Below are 15,878 nucleotides of genomic sequence, written 5' to 3'. Positions count from 1 at the left end.
GGGTGGGAACCCGCCGTCGTAATCTTTAGTTTTCAGCGCGGCAGTCGCCGCCGGAAATCAACCAATCCAAGTTGATTAGAGCGCGCAGCTGACGCAGCCCTCCACCTCGGTCCCTTCGAGAGCCATCTGGCGGAGACGGATGTAGTAAAGGGTCTTGATGCCCTTGCGCCATGCGTAGATCTGCGCCTTGTTGATGTCGCGCGTGGTGGCGGTGTCCTTGAAGAACAGCGTCAGGGACAGGCCCTGGTCCACGTGCTGCGTTGCAGCTGCGTAGGTGTCGATGATCTTCTCGTAGCCGATCTCGTACGCATCCTGGTAGTACTCCAGGTTGTCGTTGGTCAGGTACGGAGCCGGGTAGTAAACGCGGCCAATCTTGCCTTCCTTGCGGATTTCAATCTTGGCGGCCACCGGGTGGATCGATGACGTGGAGTTGTTGATGTAGCTGATGGAACCGGTGGGCGGAACGGCCTGGAGGTTCTGGTTGTAGATACCGTGCTCCATGACAGAAGCCTTCAGCTCGCGCCAGTCATCCTGGGTAGGAATGTGGTGGCCGGCGAAGAGCTCGCGGACGCGTTCCGTCTCCGGAACCCATTCCTGCTCCGTGTACTTGTCGAAGAACTCGCCGGAAGCGTAAGTGGACTTTTCGAAGCCGCCGAACTTCTGGCCGGTCTCGATGGCCAGACGGTTGGAGGCGCGCAGAGCGTGGAACAGCACCGTGTAGAAGTAAATGTTGGTGAAGTCCAGGCCCTCTTCGGAACCGTAGTGGACGTGCTCACGGGCAAGGTAGCCGTGGAGGTTCATCTGGCCGAGGCCGATCGCGTGGCTCTGGGCGTTGCCCTGGGCGATGGACGGCACCGAGTTGATGTAGGACATGTCCGAAACAGCGCTGAGGGCGCGGATGGAGGTCTCGATCGAGAGTCCGAAGTCCGGCGAGTCCATGGTCTTGGCGATGTTCATGGAACCGAGGTTGCAGGAAATATCCTTACCCACGGTCTCGTAGCTGAGGTCTTCGGCGTAGATGGACGGCGAGGAAACCTGCAGGATCTCCGAGCACAGGTTGCTCATGGTGATCTTGCCGTCGATCGGGTTGGCCCGGTTCACGGTGTCTTCGAACATGATGTACGGGTAGCCGGACTCGAACTGGATCTCCGCGAGGGTCTGGAAGAACTCACGGGCGCTGATCTTGGTCTTCTTGATCCGGGAATCGTCAACCATCTCGTAGTACTTCTCCGTGACGGAAATGTCGGAGAAGGGGACACCGTAGACGCGCTCGACGTCGTACGGCGAGAAGAGGTACATGTCCTCGTTCTTCTTGGCGAGCTCGAACGTGATGTCCGGGACCACGACACCCAGGGAGAGCGTCTTGATGCGGATTTTCTCGTCAGCGTTCTCACGCTTGGTGTCCAGGAAGCGGTGGATGTCCGGGTGGTGCGCGTGCAGGTACACGGCACCTGCACCCTGGCGGGCACCAAGCTGGTTGGCGTAGGAGAAGCTGTCTTCGAGGAGCTTCATCACGGGGATGACACCGGAGGACTGGTTTTCGATCTGCTTGATCGGGGCGCCGTGCTCACGGATGTTGGTGAGCGAAAGGGCTACACCGCCACCACGCTTGGAGAGCTGCAGCGCGGAGTTGATGGCGCGGGCAATCGACTCCATGTTGTCTTCGATGCGGAGCAGGAAGCAGGAGACCAGCTCACCGCGCTGGGCCTTGCCTGCATTCAGGAAGGTGGGGGTTGCGGGCTGGAAACGGCCGTCGATGATTTCGTCAACAAGGCGGCTGGCAAGTTCTTCGTTGCCGCGGGCAAGGTGAAGGGCAACCATGCAGACGCGGTCTTCGTAGCGCTCAAGGAAGCGCTTGCCGTCAAACGTCTTCAGTGTGTAGGACGTGTAGAACTTGAAGGCGCCAAGGAAGGTCTCGAAGCGGAACTTCTTCTTGTATGCACGGTTGAAGAGTTCACGGATGAAGTTCATCGTGTACTGGTCGAGGGTTTCGCGCTCGTAGTACTGGTTCTTCACCAGGTAGTCGAGCTTCTCTTCCAGGTCGTGGAAGAACACGGTGTTGTTGTTCACGTGCTGCAGGAAGTACTGGTGCGCGGCTTCACGGTCGGCTTCAAACTGGATCTCGCCGTTGGGGCCATACAGGTTCAGCATGGCGTTGAGCTCGTGATAGCCCAGGCCCTTATAGGCCTCGGGCAGTGGCTTCTTGGCCGTTTCCACAGCGCCCCCGGTTACTTCTGTTTCTGCGACAGTAGTGTCCAAAACTTTTCCAATCCTTGATTGACCCGATCGACGTCTTCCGGCGTCCCCATGAGTTCAAACCTGTAGAGATGCGGCACGTTGCACTTGGCGGAGATGATGTCTCCCGCTGCGCAATAGTTGTCCGCGAAGTTGGTGTTTCCTGCACCGATAACACCACGTATCAGTTGCCTGTTCCGTGGGTTGTTGAGAAACCTGATGACCTGCTTGGGCACTGAACCCTCCCCGTTCGTCCCACCGTAAGTCGGCAGGACGAGGACAAAGGGTTCAAGTGCTTGAAGCGGGGCATCATGCGCATAGAGCGGGATGCGCGCTGCATCCCTGCCCAATTTCTGGACAAAGCGCTTGGTGTTCTCAGATGTCGAGGAAAAGTAGATGAGGTGACTCCTCGTGGTCACAATATCCGTGTCACTGCGCACGGATGCCGTTGCCAGCGGTGCCATGGGAGTCACCTCGACTACATAGGAATTCTTGCTTGCTGTGGTGGCGAAGTCCGAAAGGAAACTTAGGCCACGGAGGAAACGGCCTGGGCCAGTTCCTCGATCTTGTCCGGGCGGAATCCAGACCAATGGTCCTGCTCGGTCACGACGACGGGAGCCTGCATGTAACCCAGCGCCTTGAGGCGTTCGAGCGCCTCGGCATCCTGGGAGATGTCGACACTCTGGTAGGCAATGCCCTTCTTGTCGAGTGCCCGGTAGGTTGCGTTGCACTGAACACAGGCCGGCTTCGTGTAAACCGTAACGGTCATGATCCCTGTCCCCTTAGTTGAAGTCTGTCGCTCTTCGTATCTGGCGGGCTCAACCGGAACTGAATACTGAATCCGATACCGGCCCGCAGGCTGCTGTGGCAGCCAACACGCTTATTTAGTCTTGTGCTGGTTTCCCGCTCAATCCGTAAACCGATACTACATGTAGTGCAAGCGCCTCGCCGGGACCCCAAGATGATGTATTACAAGTATGTCATTCAATCCACCGCTCGTCCACAGGCAAGGGCTCTCAAAATGTCCGTAATTCCGCCATATTGAGAGATGTCATCCACACCCTGTGGACTACTTAGCCACATTTAATCTCCAGCGTGTCGCCGGGTTCCGGCGTGTCGTGACACTTTGAAAATGTGGCGTGGCGAACAGCTAAACTCTCCTGATGGTCAATCTCCTCCACCTCCGGACGCTGATGGAAGTAACCCGCTTGGGTTCTTTCGCTGCGGCTGCCGCGCAGCTTGGCTATACAGCCTCCGCCGTTTCCCAGCAGATGGCCGCACTGGAACGCGACACCGGCGTGGAACTTTTCCAGCGTTCGGCGAGGAGCGTCATTCCCACCGAGGCGGCCATCACCATGACGCGGCACGCCTCAAAGGTGCTGACCGATGTCGAAGCACTGATGGCGGCAGCATCAAGGACCAACGATGCGCCGGCCCAGGAATTGCGGCTGGGCATCTTCCCAAGCCTTGCCACTTACGTGCTCCCGGACATCCTGAAGAATGAGCGGTGGAACGGACTCGGAATCGAGCTGCGGGTATCAGTCGCTGAGCCGGCACAGACCATCCAGGGACTGCGCAGTGGCGGAGAATTGGACGTCGCCCTCGTGTACCAGGTGGGCCAGTCCGGATTGGCCTGGCCACATTCCCTGGAGCGGCAATGGATCGGCGACGACGACTTCCGCGTGGTGCTGCCCGCTTCATGGAAAATCCGTGAGGATGCCGAGATTGAAGCCGCGCACCTCTCGGACATGCCGTGGATCGTCCACCACCCAGGCACCAGCGACGCCCTCGTGATCGAACGCTTGTTTGCCAGCTGCAACCTGCACCCCCGCGTCGTGGCTTACAGTGACGATTTCCACGCCAGCCTGGAGATGACCGCGGCGGGCCTGGGTGCCTCGCTGGTACCGGAACTGGCGCTGCGCAACAGGCCACCCGGCGTCGTGGTCCTTGACGTCCCGGACATCCGGCTGGCGCGTAACGTGTTTGCGCTGCTCATCAATGAAAAGCGCACAGCGCAAGTCCAACTGTTTACGCAGCTCCTGGCTGACACCCTCCGCGGCACCTCCGAAAAGAGCGGTTTGCATCCCCTGAAATCAGCGCCTGTCAAGGGTCCGCAGCGTCGGAGGTGAATTCTTCCCAATTGCTGGAACCGGCCCGATGTTGGGGTTAGATTGATCACATGGGCAAGGTAGCAAGCACACATTTTGGGGAGATCGAGCTCAATCACGGGCGTGAACATTGCTTCGTGACCAAACACGAACTCGGCGGCAATCAGCTTGAGCTGGACCTCAACGTCACGGCGCATGACCATTTCGACGAGGCTGCCATGCACAAGGTGGACTACCGCTTGCGCTTCCTGCCGGAGCTGGTTGACCAGGTCCGGGAGATGATCGCCGAAGAGCTGGACCAGGACGGCACCAATCCGCAGCAGTTCCTGCATTTCCATAGTTCCCAGCTCAAGGAAGAGCAGCTCGAATCCGTTTTCGGGGTCAGGGACAAGTCCCAGCTCACCAACGACGTCTTCCTGAAAGCCCTCAAACTGGGTCATGTGGCCATCTACCCTGGCCAGCCCGAGCGCTATTTCGTCCTGGACTTCACCCTCGGCTCGCACTTCACGGATGAGCTGCTGGTAGTGGCCGCCGATGAAGACGGCGTGGTGGATGACGAAATCCTTTGGGAGTCGTGAGGGACTGAGTCTTTAAACGCCCGACGGCGGCCGGTCACCTTTCGGTGACCGGCCGCCGTCGTTGTGGCTGGCTTACTTAGCGGTTTCGAGCAGCGTGGCGCGAACCGTCTGGGTTGCCTTGACCAGGTTGCGCAGGGACTCTTCGGTCTCGGCGTAGCCACGGGTCTTCAGGCCGCAGTCCGGGTTGACCCAGAGCTGGCGCGAGGGAACGTGCTTGACGGCGGTGGCCAGGAGTTCGGTGACTTCTGCTTCACCCGGAACACGCGGCGAGTGGATGTCGTAAACGCCCGGACCAACGCCGCGGCCGAAGCCGTGGGACTCGAGGTCGTGGACGACCTCCATGCGGGAGCGTGCAGCTTCGATGGAGGTCACGTCTGCGTCGAGGCCGTCGATTGCATCGATGATCACACCGAACTCGGAGTAGCACAGGTGGGTGTGGATCTGGGTGGAGTCGGCAGCACCGGCCGTGGCGAGGCGGAAGGAGTCAACGGACCACTTCAGGTAGTCGGCGTGGTCTGCCTTGCGCAGCGGGAGGAGCTCACGGAGGGCGGGCTCGTCCACCTGGATGACCTTGATGCCGGCTGCCTCGAGGTCAGCAATTTCGTCGCGGAGTGCCAGGCCAACCTGGTTGGCGGTCTCGCCCAGCGGCTGGTCATCGCGAACGAAGGACCAGGCCAGGATGGTGACAGGACCGGTCAACATGCCCTTCATCGGCTTGCTGGTCAGCGACTGCGCGTACTCGGCCCAGGCAACCGTGATCGGGGCGCTGCGGGTGACGTCGCCCCAGAGGATGGACGGACGGGTGCAGCGGGATCCGTAGGACTGGACCCAGCCGTGGACCGTCACGTCAAAACCTTCGAGGTTCTCCGCGAAGTACTGGACCATGTCGTTGCGCTCGGGCTCACCGTGAACCAGGACGTCGTAGCCCAGTTCTTCCTGCAGGTCCACAACGCGCTTGATCTCGTCCTTCATGAGCTTCTCGTACTGCTCGTTGGTGAGATCGCCCTTGTTGTTGCGAGCACGTGCGGAGCGGATCTCGGACGTCTGGGGGAACGAACCGATGGTGGTGGTGGGCAGCGGCGGAAGGTGCAGTGCCTCTTCCTGGGCAGCTTCACGAACCGCGTACTCGGAGCGGTTGAAGTCCGCAGCGGTCAGTGCCTGGGTGCGGGCGCGGACGTCGTCGCGGCGAACGCCTTCGGCGGTTGCGCGGGAAGCGATCACGGCGGATGCTTCGTCGATGGCAGCCTTGGCCGACGCGGGGTCCGCCAGGTAGGAAGCGAGGGTCTTGACCTCCACTGCCTTCTGGTCGGAGAAGGCGAGCCAGCTGCGCAGCTGCTCAGACAACGCGGTTTCCTCTGCGACGTCGTGCGGGACGTGCTGGGTGGACGTGGACGTGCTGACGGCCAGCTTGCCGGCCGCAGCCTTCAGCTCATCCAGCTTCGCGGCTGAAGCGGCGAGGTCGTTGCGCCAGATGTTGTGACCGTCAACCACACCGGCAACCAGGGTCTTGTTGCCCAGGCCTGCGAGGGCAGCTGCAGAGGGAACTCCACCCTTGAAGACGTCGATGTGCAGGGCGTCGATGTTGGTGGCAGCAATCGTACCGAGCTGGCCGTCAAGCGAACCGTACGGGGTGGAGACAAGGATCTGCGGACGCTTCGCGGCAGACGTGAGGACCTCGTAAGCGCGGGCAACGGCTGCTTCGATCTCGGCGGCCGGCGTGTCCTGGTCAACAACCAGGGCCGGCTCATCGAGCTGAACCCAGCTGGCGCCAGCCTCGGCGAGCTTCTCAAGCAGCTGCACGTAAACGGGCAGGATGTCCTCGAGGCGGGACAGCGGGGCGAAACCGGCCGGGGCGTCGTCGGATGCCTTGGAGAGCAGCAGGTAGGTGACCGGGCCAACAATGTACGGACGGGTCTCAATGCCATTGGCAAGTGCGAAGGCGAACTCGTCAACCTTGGCGGTGGAGGCGAGCGTGAACTCGGTTTCCGGGCCGATTTCCGGTACCAGGTAGTGGTAGTTGGTGTCGAACCACTTGGTCATTTCCAGCGGCTGCTGTTCCTTGTTGCCGCGTGCCAGCGTGAAGTAGCCATCGATGTCCAGCTGGCCCTCAGCGTTGAGGAGCTTACCGAAGCGTGCCGGAACTGCGCCCAGGTGCGCAGTGGTGTCCAGCACCTGGTCGTAGAAGGAGAAGGTACCCGGAACAGCGGCAGCTTCAGTAAGGCCCAGGTCCTGCAGGCGCTTGGCGATGGTGAGCTGGATGTCCTTTGCTGCTGCGTCCAGTGCTGCGGCGTCGATCTTGCCGGCCCAGTAAGCTTCGACAGCCTTCTTGAGCTCGCGGCGACGGCCGATGCGAGGGTAGCCGAGCAGCGAGGCTGCCGGGAACGGAGTGGCGGGCGTGTTCTGTTCAGTCATGGGAATTCCTTGATGAAGTGGTTTGAAAAGGTTGGTGTCTTGGGTGGCCGGGAAGAGCCGACGGGTTGGTGGCAGGCTGTTAGCTTGCGTATTCCTGGCGCAGGGCCATGGTGTTTACGCGGCCAGCAGGGCGGGATGGCCGCGGCAGCGCCAGCTTGTCCAGCACGTCCAGGGCGTCGGCGTGCTCATTGAAGGTGTACAAGTGAATGCCTGGCGCACCGGCATCCAGTGCCGCATTGGCCAGATCCACAGTGGCTGCGACGCCGATTCGCCGACGGTCGGCTTCAGTGTCCACGGCAGCCAGGCGCTCCATGAGTTCCACGGAAGGGTCGACGCCGGCCAGCTCGCCGAGGCGCTTCAGGCGCCGGAGGCTGGTGAGCGGCATGACACCGGGGATGATCGGGATAGTGACCCCGGCCCGACGTGCACGGGTCACAAGGTCCGAGTATTCGTTCGCGTGGAAGAAAACCTGCGTGATCGCGAAGTCCGCACCGGAACGCTGCTTGGCCAGGAGAACTTCGACGTCGTGTCCCACACTTGGCGATTCAGGATGCCTGGTGGGGTACGCGGCCACTCCGACAGCGATCTTGCCGGCGCAAAGGAGTGCTGAACGACGCTGCTCCACGCGGCGGATCAGTTCGATCAGATCCTGGGCGTAGCGGAGTGAACCGCTGGCAGGCTGGCTTCCATCTTTGGGAAGATCGCCGCGCAGTGCAAGGATGCCGCGGACGCCGTGGTCCAGGAGCTCACCGATGATCTCCGCGAGTTCAACCGGCGTGTTGCCTACACACGTCAGGTGGGCCAAGGGCCGAAGCGTGGTTTCGAGCAGGAGTCGGTTGATGAGGTCAACGGCGGTGTCCCGGTTGGATCCACTGGCACCGTACGTCACGGAGACGTAGTCCGGCTCGGTGGCTTCGAGTTCACGGATAGTGGTCCACAGGGTTTCTGCGGCCGCCGGGGAGCGAGGGGGAAACAGCTCGTAGGAAAGTGCTACGGGTGCCGTTCCGGCGAGGTTGGGATGTACGTCAATAAGGCTTGGTGGCGACATTTGCGTCCTTGGCTGTTCGTCATCGAACGTCACCCAATGGATCCAGGGGAACCATTGATTGCATGATCGATGAATTGAGTTTGGGATACACGAAAGAACTCCAGCAGGACGCAGCCGCGACTGGTACGCCTGGAATGAAGCTTTCCGTGTGCAAATGTCAGGCCCACATGGGGGCACCCACACCCTCCTCACCGCCCTTGCGGGGCGGATCCAACGGAGGATCGCTGACACGTTACCGCGGTAACTTGTTTATGACTCTAGGTCGTGGGCAAGGAGGGGTTCAACTCGGCCACCGAATTAAGACGCAGTTTTACGATCCGTGAAGAAGGATTTGTGAACTTTGTTCGCCAAAAGACGCCGTAGAAACCTTCACCACGGCCTGTCTACGCCCGAGTCGTTCCCGGGACCGCGCAGGTACTCCTCGCGTTCCTGCCCTTCTGTCCGCTCCCGTTGAGCCTGCTGCGCGCTCTCGCCCAGCTTTTGCAGTTGCTCCTGCTGTTGCTCGGACGGCGAATCCTTGGCGGGCTTCTCCGCCTCGGCCCTGCCGTCGGAGTCCCCAGCTATCTTGGCTTTGAGCCGATCGGCAGCTGAGTCCAGGGCATTCCCCTCCCCTGACGAATTTGCGGACCCCTCCTGGCCACACTTGGCAGGTGCGGACTCGACGACGTCCAACGCTTCACGAAACAACGTGGCTGCCATCGGCTTATTGCCTGCAGCCAAGGCGGCATCCCCCAGTTTCTCGATACTCAACACCAGATTGACCCGCACTTGGCATTCATCCTGGCCGGCACCGGCATCCAACGCCGCCTCGAAGTCCTTCCGTGCCACCGTGAAGTCGCCGGCCAGAACATGGGCGTCGCCGGATGCAAAGTAGGCTTTGTGCGGCTCGAACAGGTTTGCAGCATGCAGCAAGGAAGAGGCTCTGGCTGCACCATCCTGATCGGCCATTTCGAAGGCCTGTGCAGCGTACCCGCCCAAGGCACCTACGCTCAGGAGTTTCGCTGCCACGGCGAGCGCCAGCAGGGCCGGCGGGGCGGACCACAGCGCGAGGCGGCGGCTCCGGCGTCGTGCTTTGTTCATGCCACTGGCCCCTTCGTTTTCGTGCGCAAGCTTTGACCCCGTACTTCCCGTAGCGCGATGAGATGACGCAGGGGTTCGTGAAGGGCCAGCAGGAATCCGGCGAGCGCCAGGAGCCAGTAGAGTTCCACGCGGCCGGGTCCATCGTTGTTGGTAGGCGTGAGGGCTCCGGGCTGGGCTTTGGCAAGCATGTCAGCCGTGGGTTGGTTCCCGGTCCGGTGGACATATGGGACATGGAGCTGAGTTGCGATGTTTTTCAGTTGCCCTTCGTCGATCCTGGACACCGCGTCCTGGCCCGAGCTCTTGTCCTGTACGTACCCGGCTTCGGTGTCCGAGGGGTCTTTCATCCGGCCACCCTGCCCGGTGCCGTAACCCAGCACGGCTCCCCCGCTTACGCTGCTCGCATCCACCGGCAGCGGCACTGGTGCCTCGGCGGCCGTGTTCTCGCCGTCCCCGGCGTAGAAGACCAATGCTGGACGTCCTGGGTGCTGCTCCCGGGCGGCCGCCAGCCTGTCCTTGAGCAACGATCCTGCGCCCGTAATGCTGCTGCCGTTGGCGTACCGCGGGTTTTGCGGCTGCAGCGTTGTCATGGCGGTTTGCAGCGCGGTGGCGTCCTGGCTCAACGGCATGCGGACGGTCGCTTTGTTGTCGAACGTGATGAGGGAAAACCTGGCTCCCGCTAGTTCCTTGGCGATCGCCATCACGTCGCGTGTTACCCCAGACAAGCGGGTGCCTGTGCCGCTGTAATCCTCAGCAGCCATGCTGGTACTGGTATCGACAACGAAGAAGACGTCCACGTCCGCGACCGCGGTCCTCGCTTCACTGCCGGGCCACCCTGGTCGCAGTGCGGCAAGGACCAGAAGCACGACGGCGGCGCCCCGGATGGCGGCTGGCCGCACCGACCCTCGTGGTCCAGTGCTGCCGGGTCCCGGCCCGCGAGCGATGGCCCACAGGGTGAAGGCTACGACGGCGACGCCTATGGCAGCGAGGAGCGCCCACGGAATAATCGGTTGAAATGTCACGGGTTCAGCCTCCATCCCAGGATCACCATTCCGGCACCTGCCAGCAGCGCGACGCCAAGCGGCAGCGCCGGGCTGTCGCTCACCGCAACCTGGGGTGCGGCCAGGTAGCTGCTGGCTTGCGTCTCCTGCACTTTCTGGACGATCCCGGGCACCGCGTCAGGGCTGTCCAGGGTGAAGTAGCTGCCCCCGGTTCCTTCGGCAACCGCCCTGAGTTGGCCGCCGGGCTGATCAGGTTGATCTCCGTAGTCGAAGTCGCCGGGGTTCAGTGCGTACACCTTGACGTTCTTGCTCCGGGCAAGCTCGCCGGCCTGCTGCAGGGTGAAGATGGGGTCACCGGAGAGGAAGTTGTCGGTCGCCAGCACAACAGACCGCGAGCGCTTGGCGTCGCCGGACTCCGATTCGACGTCCGGGAAGCTTTGCACGCAGGATGCCAGGCCATCGCCGATCAGGGAGGATCCTCCCCCGTTCCATGTCCCGTCGAAGAAGGATCCTGCCCCGCTGTCCAGGGCCTTCTGAGCTGCGGTGAGCTGTTCGGCGGCGTAGTCGTAGTCGTCTGTCAGCGGGAACAGTTGGACGCTGCTGCTATCGAAGATCACCATGCCGATGCGCTCGCCATCGAATTCCCGGGCGAGTTCCTGGAACACCTTGGCGATGGCAGCGTCCGTACTGGTCATGGATCCTGAAACATCCAGGCAGAGGATGATGTCGCGGTTCCGGATTTCGGGCTGTTCCGTGGTGCGCTGGGCGGGTCTTGCCGCTGCTGCGGCTGTGGCTGCCAGGAACAGCGCACCCAAGGCTATGGCGAGGACCGACGTGGCCTTGTACCGCCGCAGGGCCTTATGGTACTCGGGAAGATCGGTCAGTCGCTCGCCGTGTGCCACTGGCCGGCCCTTTTGCGGTCGACGCCGGATCAACAGTCGGGCGGCTATCACCAGTGCCAGGGCGGCGAGGGGAAGAATCCACCAGTACGTCAGCTCCACGCCTGTACCACCTGACGTGCGGTCTCTGCGGAGTCCCGAACGGATTGCATGGCTACGGGCGCGAATTCGTTGGGGTAGATCAGAGCGATACCCACGGCGAACTCATCCAGTCCGTTGCGGCGCAATTCCTCCAGTGTCATGGAAGTGGCCGGAAGGCCTGTGGCTGCACCCGCAAACTCCCGCACGAGGAGGCTGAGTCGCTGGTGGGCGTCGCGCCCGGGGAGGCGGCCGGCGTCGGCCTCTTTTTCGAGGGTATCTATTGCTGACAGGCACCTGGCCCGCAGCGTTTCCAGATCGTGTGACTCCCCACGCCCGCTTGCCGGAGTTTTTGGGGTTGCTTTGCGGACGGGCCACAGTATCCATCCGTACCAGCACGCTACGAGCAGCAGCAGCACCAAGCCCAGCCAAAGCCACAGCTGCTGATATTGAAGGGGTGCGTAGAAGCCGGCGTTATCCTGCACGGTTGCTACCCTTGGCGGACTTCGCGCCCGAGCGGTGCTTCTCCAGGAGCGCGAACACCGCCGGGAGGACGTCGGCGGTGGCGCCAACCGTCTGCTCAGCAATGCCGAGCCTGCGGAAGAAGGCGCTGCGCTCCTCCCCACGCTTCCGCATCGCGGTGGCATATGCGGCACGAACAACGTTGTTCCCCGCCAACGGCGCAGGGATCCGCTGCCCGTTCCCGACGTCGAAACTGGTCTCCTGCGCAGGCGCCGGATGCCCCGATTCCTTGGCCAACCCGGCGTCGAGGATAGTGAGCCACAGGACTTCATGCCGGGCCCTCAGGCGCCGGAGCAGCATTTCGGTGTGGGCGTCGGGCCTGAACTCATCGGCGAGAACGGCAATGAGCAGGCGGCCCTTCAAGAACCTCAACGCGTAGTCGAGTTGCTCTGTGATGGCGCTCGCCGGCCCGTCCAGGGAAATGCCGGCATCCACTTCCCGGAGCAGCCGCTCCAGGTGCTCTTCACCGCTCTGGGGCGGGAGGTACCGGGAAGTGACGGCCGAGCCGTGCAGGAGTCCGACGTCGTCCCCGTGCCTGCAGGCGAGATAGCCCAGCACGCCTGCAGCATCAACGGCAATGTCTTTCTTGGATTCACCGGAGGCAGCGTGGGCTGCCATGTTCCGTCCTGTGTCCACGAGCAACAGCACCGAATGACGGCGGACGGCCACATAGCGTTTAACCAGGGGTGATCCGTGGCGGGCAGTGGCTTTCCAATCAATGTCCCTGACTTCGTCGCCGGGTACGTACGAGCGCAATTCGTCGAAGTCCAGGCTGCGGCCCTTGAAGACAGAACCGTATTCGCCATCCAACAGGGTGAGGGTCCTGCGGTGGGCGAAGATGAACATCTTCGACTTCACGCGGCGGAGGAGGCTGGGCATGCGGTGTCCGCTACGGCGTCTGCACGGACGCGAGCACTGCATCGATGATGGTTTCCACGGGGATCCCTTCAACCACGGCATCGAACCCGAGCACTATTCTGTGGCGCAGGATCCTATGGGCCAGTTTCTTGACGTCCTCCGGAATGACGTGATCCCGCCCGCTCAGGAGTGCCAACGCCCTCGCCGCCTGGCTGAAGGCAATGCTCGCCCGCGGACTTGCACCGAACTCGATGAGGTTGGCCAAACGGGGCTCCAGGTATTGGGAGGCATGACGGGTCACGTAGGCCAGGCCAACGATGTACCTGATGATGGCAGGATCAACGTAAACCCTCTTGACGAGTTCCTGCACCTGGACAATGGCGTCAAGGGACGCGGCCGCTGGTGGCTTCTGCGCTGCGCTGAACACCCCGGCATCTATCCGCCTGATGACTTCGGCTTCCTCCGCTGGGCTCGGATAGTCCAGGACGTCCTTGAGCATAAAGCGATCCATCTGTGCTTCCGGAAGGCGGTAGGTTCCCTCCTGCTCAATCGGGTTTTGCGTTGCCAGCACCAGGAAAGGCTCCGGCAGAGGATAGGACTCGCCACCAATGGACGTCTGCCGTTCCTGCATCGCCTCCAGCATGGCGCTCTGCGTTTTGGCGCTGGAACGGTTGATCTCATCAAGCAGCACAATGTTCGCGTGAACGGGTCCCAGCTGGGTGACGAACGTGCCTTTGGCCGCATCAAATATCTGGGTGCCGGCGATGTCGCTGGGCAATAGGTCCGGAGTGCATTGGATCCGGCGAAAATCCGCACTCACTGATTCCGCAAGAGCTTGCGCCGCTGTGGTCTTGGCCAGACCCGGAACGCTTTCCAAAAGGACATGTCCGCCCGTCAGGAGGCCGATCATCAGCGTCTCCTGCAGCCTGGACTGGCCCACCACTTTGGTCTCAAAGCCGCGGATAATGCTGCCGACGAGCTGCTGGGCACGGGCCAAGTCCGGTGCATCGATTCCGGTCGTGGCGGTGTTCTGAAGCACTCGTGGTCCCCTCGCTGGCGTGAATCACTCTATCCAAGTCTCCCCTGAACAAGCTCGCAATGGGGAGCCCTCCCCATGTGCGCTTCTGAGGTCTATCCTTTTGCCATGCCTCAGCTACCAGCCCGCTATGAGCAGTACCTCAACGACCAAAGCCAGCGCGTCATCGACGCCGTCCGTCCAGTTCTGTTGCAGTCCGCCGCAGACCAAAGGCATGGAGTCCGGATTATCTACAACACAGGCCCCACCGGGCACCAGGCTCATCTGGATGAGTCGATACCCTACGGCGAAATAGTCGAGGACATCGACTAGCCCTTCACCGAGCCGGACAACGCGAAGGAGCTTCCCACGCTCCGGGATACCAGCACGTACAGCAACAGCACCGGCACTGAGTACAGGATGGAAAACGCCGCCAGCTGCCCATAGGCTATGGCGCCATGCTGGCCAAAGAAGCTGAAGATGGACACCGCGGCTGGTTGCTTGGCTATGGAGAGCAACAGGATGAAGGGGACGAAGAAGTTTCCCCATGCCTGTATGAAAACAAAGATGAATACGACGCCCAGGCCCTGCCTCATAAGAGGCAGCACGATGGTCCGCAGGGCCGCCATGCTTGATGCACCATCCATCCATGCCGCCTCCTCCAGTTCCAAGGGAACGGAGTCCATGAAGTTCTTCATCATCCAGATGGCCATGGGCAGGGTGGTTGTAGCCATGAAGAATATGGTGGCCATCATGGAATCGAGCAACTGGAGCTGGACGAACAATCCATAGACGGGCACCATAATGGCGGTCACGGGCAACGACGTCCCGAAAAGCACCGAGTACATGAACGGCTTGTTGAACCTGGACTGGTAGCGGGACAGCGGATAGGCAGCAAGGACTGCTGCCACCAGGTTGACCGCCGCTGTTCCGGCCGAGAGAAGGAAACTGTTGGTCAAGGGCTGGAACAACAATTCCGGCGTGAACACCGCACCAAAATTATCCATCGAAGGCGCCGACGGCACCGCGGTCTGGTAGCCGGCGTGAGGATCGACGGCGGCCAGCAGCAACCACAGCAATGGCGCCACAAAGCAGAAACCGATCACGGCCAAAGCGATATCTGCCGCAAGCCGCGGCCTGGACATCATGGCTTCTGCTCCCTGAGCAGGCGGACATAGACAGCGCCGAAGACCACTCCCAACACAATCAATACCGAAGCAACGGCCGTGCCATAACCAATATCCCCAAATTTGAAGGCCTCTTGGTAGGCCAACACCGGCAAGGTGGTACTGGCATTGGCTGGGCCGCCGGCCGTCATCACCCAAATGAGCGTGAACACGGCCAACGTCTGCAGGGTAATCAGCATCAGGTTGGTGGCGATGCTGCTCCTGATCAGTGGCAACGTGATGAATGCCAGTCGCTGCCAGCCTTGGGCACCATCCATCAAGGCAGCCTCCGAGACATCCTGTGGCACGTCCGCGAGGGCGGCCCTGTACACAAGCATGGAGAACGCCGTTCCCCGCCACGTGTTCGCCAGGATAATCGCGACAAGTGGGAACGTGTACAGCCAGTCCGGCCCCTGCCCGCCAAAGAAGGCCAGCATCTGATTCAGTGTGCCCTCACGGTTGAAGTACGCATAGGCCGCGAAGGCAGCCACGATCTCCGGGAGTACCCAGGCCGCTACCACCGCCGTTCCCACCCACGAGGAAACTGCCTTACGTGAGCGCGTCATGAGCAGCGCGATGAGCAGGCCGAGCACATTCTGGCCGAGCACGGCTGAGGCTGCGACGAAAACAACGGTCAGCCATGCCGCCAGTGGAAACGCGTCATCGCTGAACATCCGGACATAGTTCTCCAACCCCACCCACTGTGGATCCCGGGCCGCCCGGCCTGAAAGAGCGGCATTGGTGAACGACGCATAGAAGGACCAAGCCACCGGGGCGAGCAGGAACAACAGGAGCAGGAGAACGGACGGAACAACCGGCAGCAGCCGCAGGTAGCGGCGAATCGTCATTTCCCTGCTGTCATTTCTTTGATGTCATCTCAT

Annotated in this window: 16 protein-coding genes; 3 read left to right on the top strand and 13 right to left on the bottom strand. The window is 61.6% G+C overall.

All coding sequences use genetic code 11. From position 1 onward, the window contains the following. Positions 1-75: 75 nt before the first annotated feature. The 3 genes from nrdE to nrdH all read right to left on the bottom strand — a co-directional run bounded on the left by nrdE (position 76) and on the right by nrdH (position 3,004). Positions 76-2,217, bottom strand: coding sequence for a class 1b ribonucleoside-diphosphate reductase subunit alpha (gene nrdE / locus AC1DD7_RS20425; protein WP_442018947.1), 2,142 nt, complete (start codon positions 2,215-2,217; stop codon positions 76-78). Between the two features lie 11 nt (positions 2,218-2,228). Beyond that, a complete protein-coding gene (gene nrdI / locus AC1DD7_RS20420) occupies positions 2,229-2,699 on the bottom strand; it encodes a class Ib ribonucleoside-diphosphate reductase assembly flavoprotein NrdI (RefSeq protein WP_477516354.1) in 471 nt (156 codons plus the stop codon). Positions 2,700-2,761: 62 nt separating this feature from the next. Next, a complete protein-coding gene (nrdH, locus tag AC1DD7_RS20415) occupies positions 2,762-3,004 on the bottom strand; it encodes a glutaredoxin-like protein NrdH (RefSeq protein WP_011775022.1) in 243 nt (80 codons plus the stop codon). Positions 3,005-3,398: 394 nt separating this feature from the next. On the opposite strand from nrdH, the gene AC1DD7_RS20410 reads away from it, so the two are divergent. Both AC1DD7_RS20410 and AC1DD7_RS20405 read left to right on the top strand, forming a co-directional pair. Then, positions 3,399-4,364 carry a LysR family transcriptional regulator gene (locus AC1DD7_RS20410; RefSeq protein ID WP_431115432.1) on the top strand — a complete coding sequence of 322 codons (966 nt, stop codon included), beginning with the start codon at positions 3,399-3,401 and terminating at the stop codon, positions 4,362-4,364. A 50-nt stretch (positions 4,365-4,414) separates the two neighbouring features. Continuing rightward, entirely contained in the window at positions 4,415-4,921 is a 507-nt protein-coding gene (locus tag AC1DD7_RS20405) for a DUF2004 domain-containing protein (protein WP_477516353.1), read from the top strand. A gap of 72 nt (positions 4,922-4,993) precedes the next feature. Here the strand turns inward: AC1DD7_RS20405 and metE are convergent, their stop codons facing one another. From metE to AC1DD7_RS20365, 8 genes are all read right to left on the bottom strand, one after another. Next, positions 4,994-7,333 (bottom strand): 5-methyltetrahydropteroyltriglutamate--homocysteine S-methyltransferase, encoded by a 2,340-nt coding sequence (gene metE / locus AC1DD7_RS20400; RefSeq protein ID WP_477516352.1) that lies wholly within the window; start codon positions 7,331-7,333, stop codon positions 4,994-4,996. Between the two features lie 79 nt (positions 7,334-7,412). Further along, a complete protein-coding gene (locus AC1DD7_RS20395) occupies positions 7,413-8,381 on the bottom strand; it encodes a methylenetetrahydrofolate reductase (protein WP_477516351.1) in 969 nt (322 codons plus the stop codon). Between the two features lie 369 nt (positions 8,382-8,750). Next, positions 8,751-9,461 carry a hypothetical protein gene (locus tag AC1DD7_RS20390; protein ID WP_477516350.1) on the bottom strand — a complete coding sequence of 237 codons (711 nt, stop codon included), beginning with the start codon at positions 9,459-9,461 and terminating at the stop codon, positions 8,751-8,753. Next, entirely contained in the window at positions 9,458-10,480 is a 1,023-nt protein-coding gene (locus AC1DD7_RS20385) for a vWA domain-containing protein (RefSeq protein ID WP_477516349.1), read from the bottom strand. The genes AC1DD7_RS20390 and AC1DD7_RS20385 overlap by 4 nt, the downstream gene beginning before the upstream one ends. After that, positions 10,477-11,460 carry a vWA domain-containing protein gene (locus AC1DD7_RS20380; RefSeq protein ID WP_477516348.1) on the bottom strand — a complete coding sequence of 328 codons (984 nt, stop codon included), beginning with the start codon at positions 11,458-11,460 and terminating at the stop codon, positions 10,477-10,479. Before AC1DD7_RS20380 ends, AC1DD7_RS20385 begins: the two co-directional genes overlap by 4 nt. Continuing rightward, on the bottom strand, positions 11,451-11,921 hold the full coding sequence (locus tag AC1DD7_RS20375; protein ID WP_477516347.1) for a hypothetical protein: 471 nt from the start codon (positions 11,919-11,921) through the stop codon (positions 11,451-11,453). Before AC1DD7_RS20375 ends, AC1DD7_RS20380 begins: the two co-directional genes overlap by 10 nt. After that, entirely contained in the window at positions 11,911-12,837 is a 927-nt protein-coding gene (locus AC1DD7_RS20370) for a DUF58 domain-containing protein (protein ID WP_477516346.1), read from the bottom strand. The genes AC1DD7_RS20375 and AC1DD7_RS20370 overlap by 11 nt, the downstream gene beginning before the upstream one ends. A gap of 10 nt (positions 12,838-12,847) precedes the next feature. Continuing rightward, positions 12,848-13,855 (bottom strand): AAA family ATPase, encoded by a 1,008-nt coding sequence (locus AC1DD7_RS20365; RefSeq protein ID WP_477516345.1) that lies wholly within the window; start codon positions 13,853-13,855, stop codon positions 12,848-12,850. 105 nt (positions 13,856-13,960) lie between these two features. Between AC1DD7_RS20365 and AC1DD7_RS20360 the strand changes: the two genes are divergently transcribed. Continuing rightward, positions 13,961-14,164, top strand: a complete 204-nt coding sequence (locus tag AC1DD7_RS20360; RefSeq protein WP_431115441.1) for a hypothetical protein — start codon at positions 13,961-13,963, stop codon at positions 14,162-14,164. Here AC1DD7_RS20360 and AC1DD7_RS20355 read toward each other — a convergent pair. Both AC1DD7_RS20355 and AC1DD7_RS20350 read right to left on the bottom strand, forming a co-directional pair. Continuing rightward, positions 14,161-14,979: a carbohydrate ABC transporter permease gene (locus tag AC1DD7_RS20355; protein WP_477516344.1), complete on the bottom strand. Its 819-nt coding sequence runs from the start codon at positions 14,977-14,979 to the stop codon at positions 14,161-14,163. The two genes, AC1DD7_RS20360 and AC1DD7_RS20355, sit on opposite strands and share 4 nt — an antisense overlap. Continuing rightward, positions 14,976-15,845, bottom strand: coding sequence for a carbohydrate ABC transporter permease (locus AC1DD7_RS20350; RefSeq protein ID WP_477516343.1), 870 nt, complete (start codon positions 15,843-15,845; stop codon positions 14,976-14,978). Before AC1DD7_RS20350 ends, AC1DD7_RS20355 begins: the two co-directional genes overlap by 4 nt. Positions 15,846-15,878: the final 33 nt, after the last annotated feature.

The sequence above is a fragment of the Paenarthrobacter sp. 10L412 genome, assembly GCF_056395565.1.
Note: the sequence above shows the minus strand (reverse complement) of the source record. Positions and strands in the feature narration are given on the sequence as shown.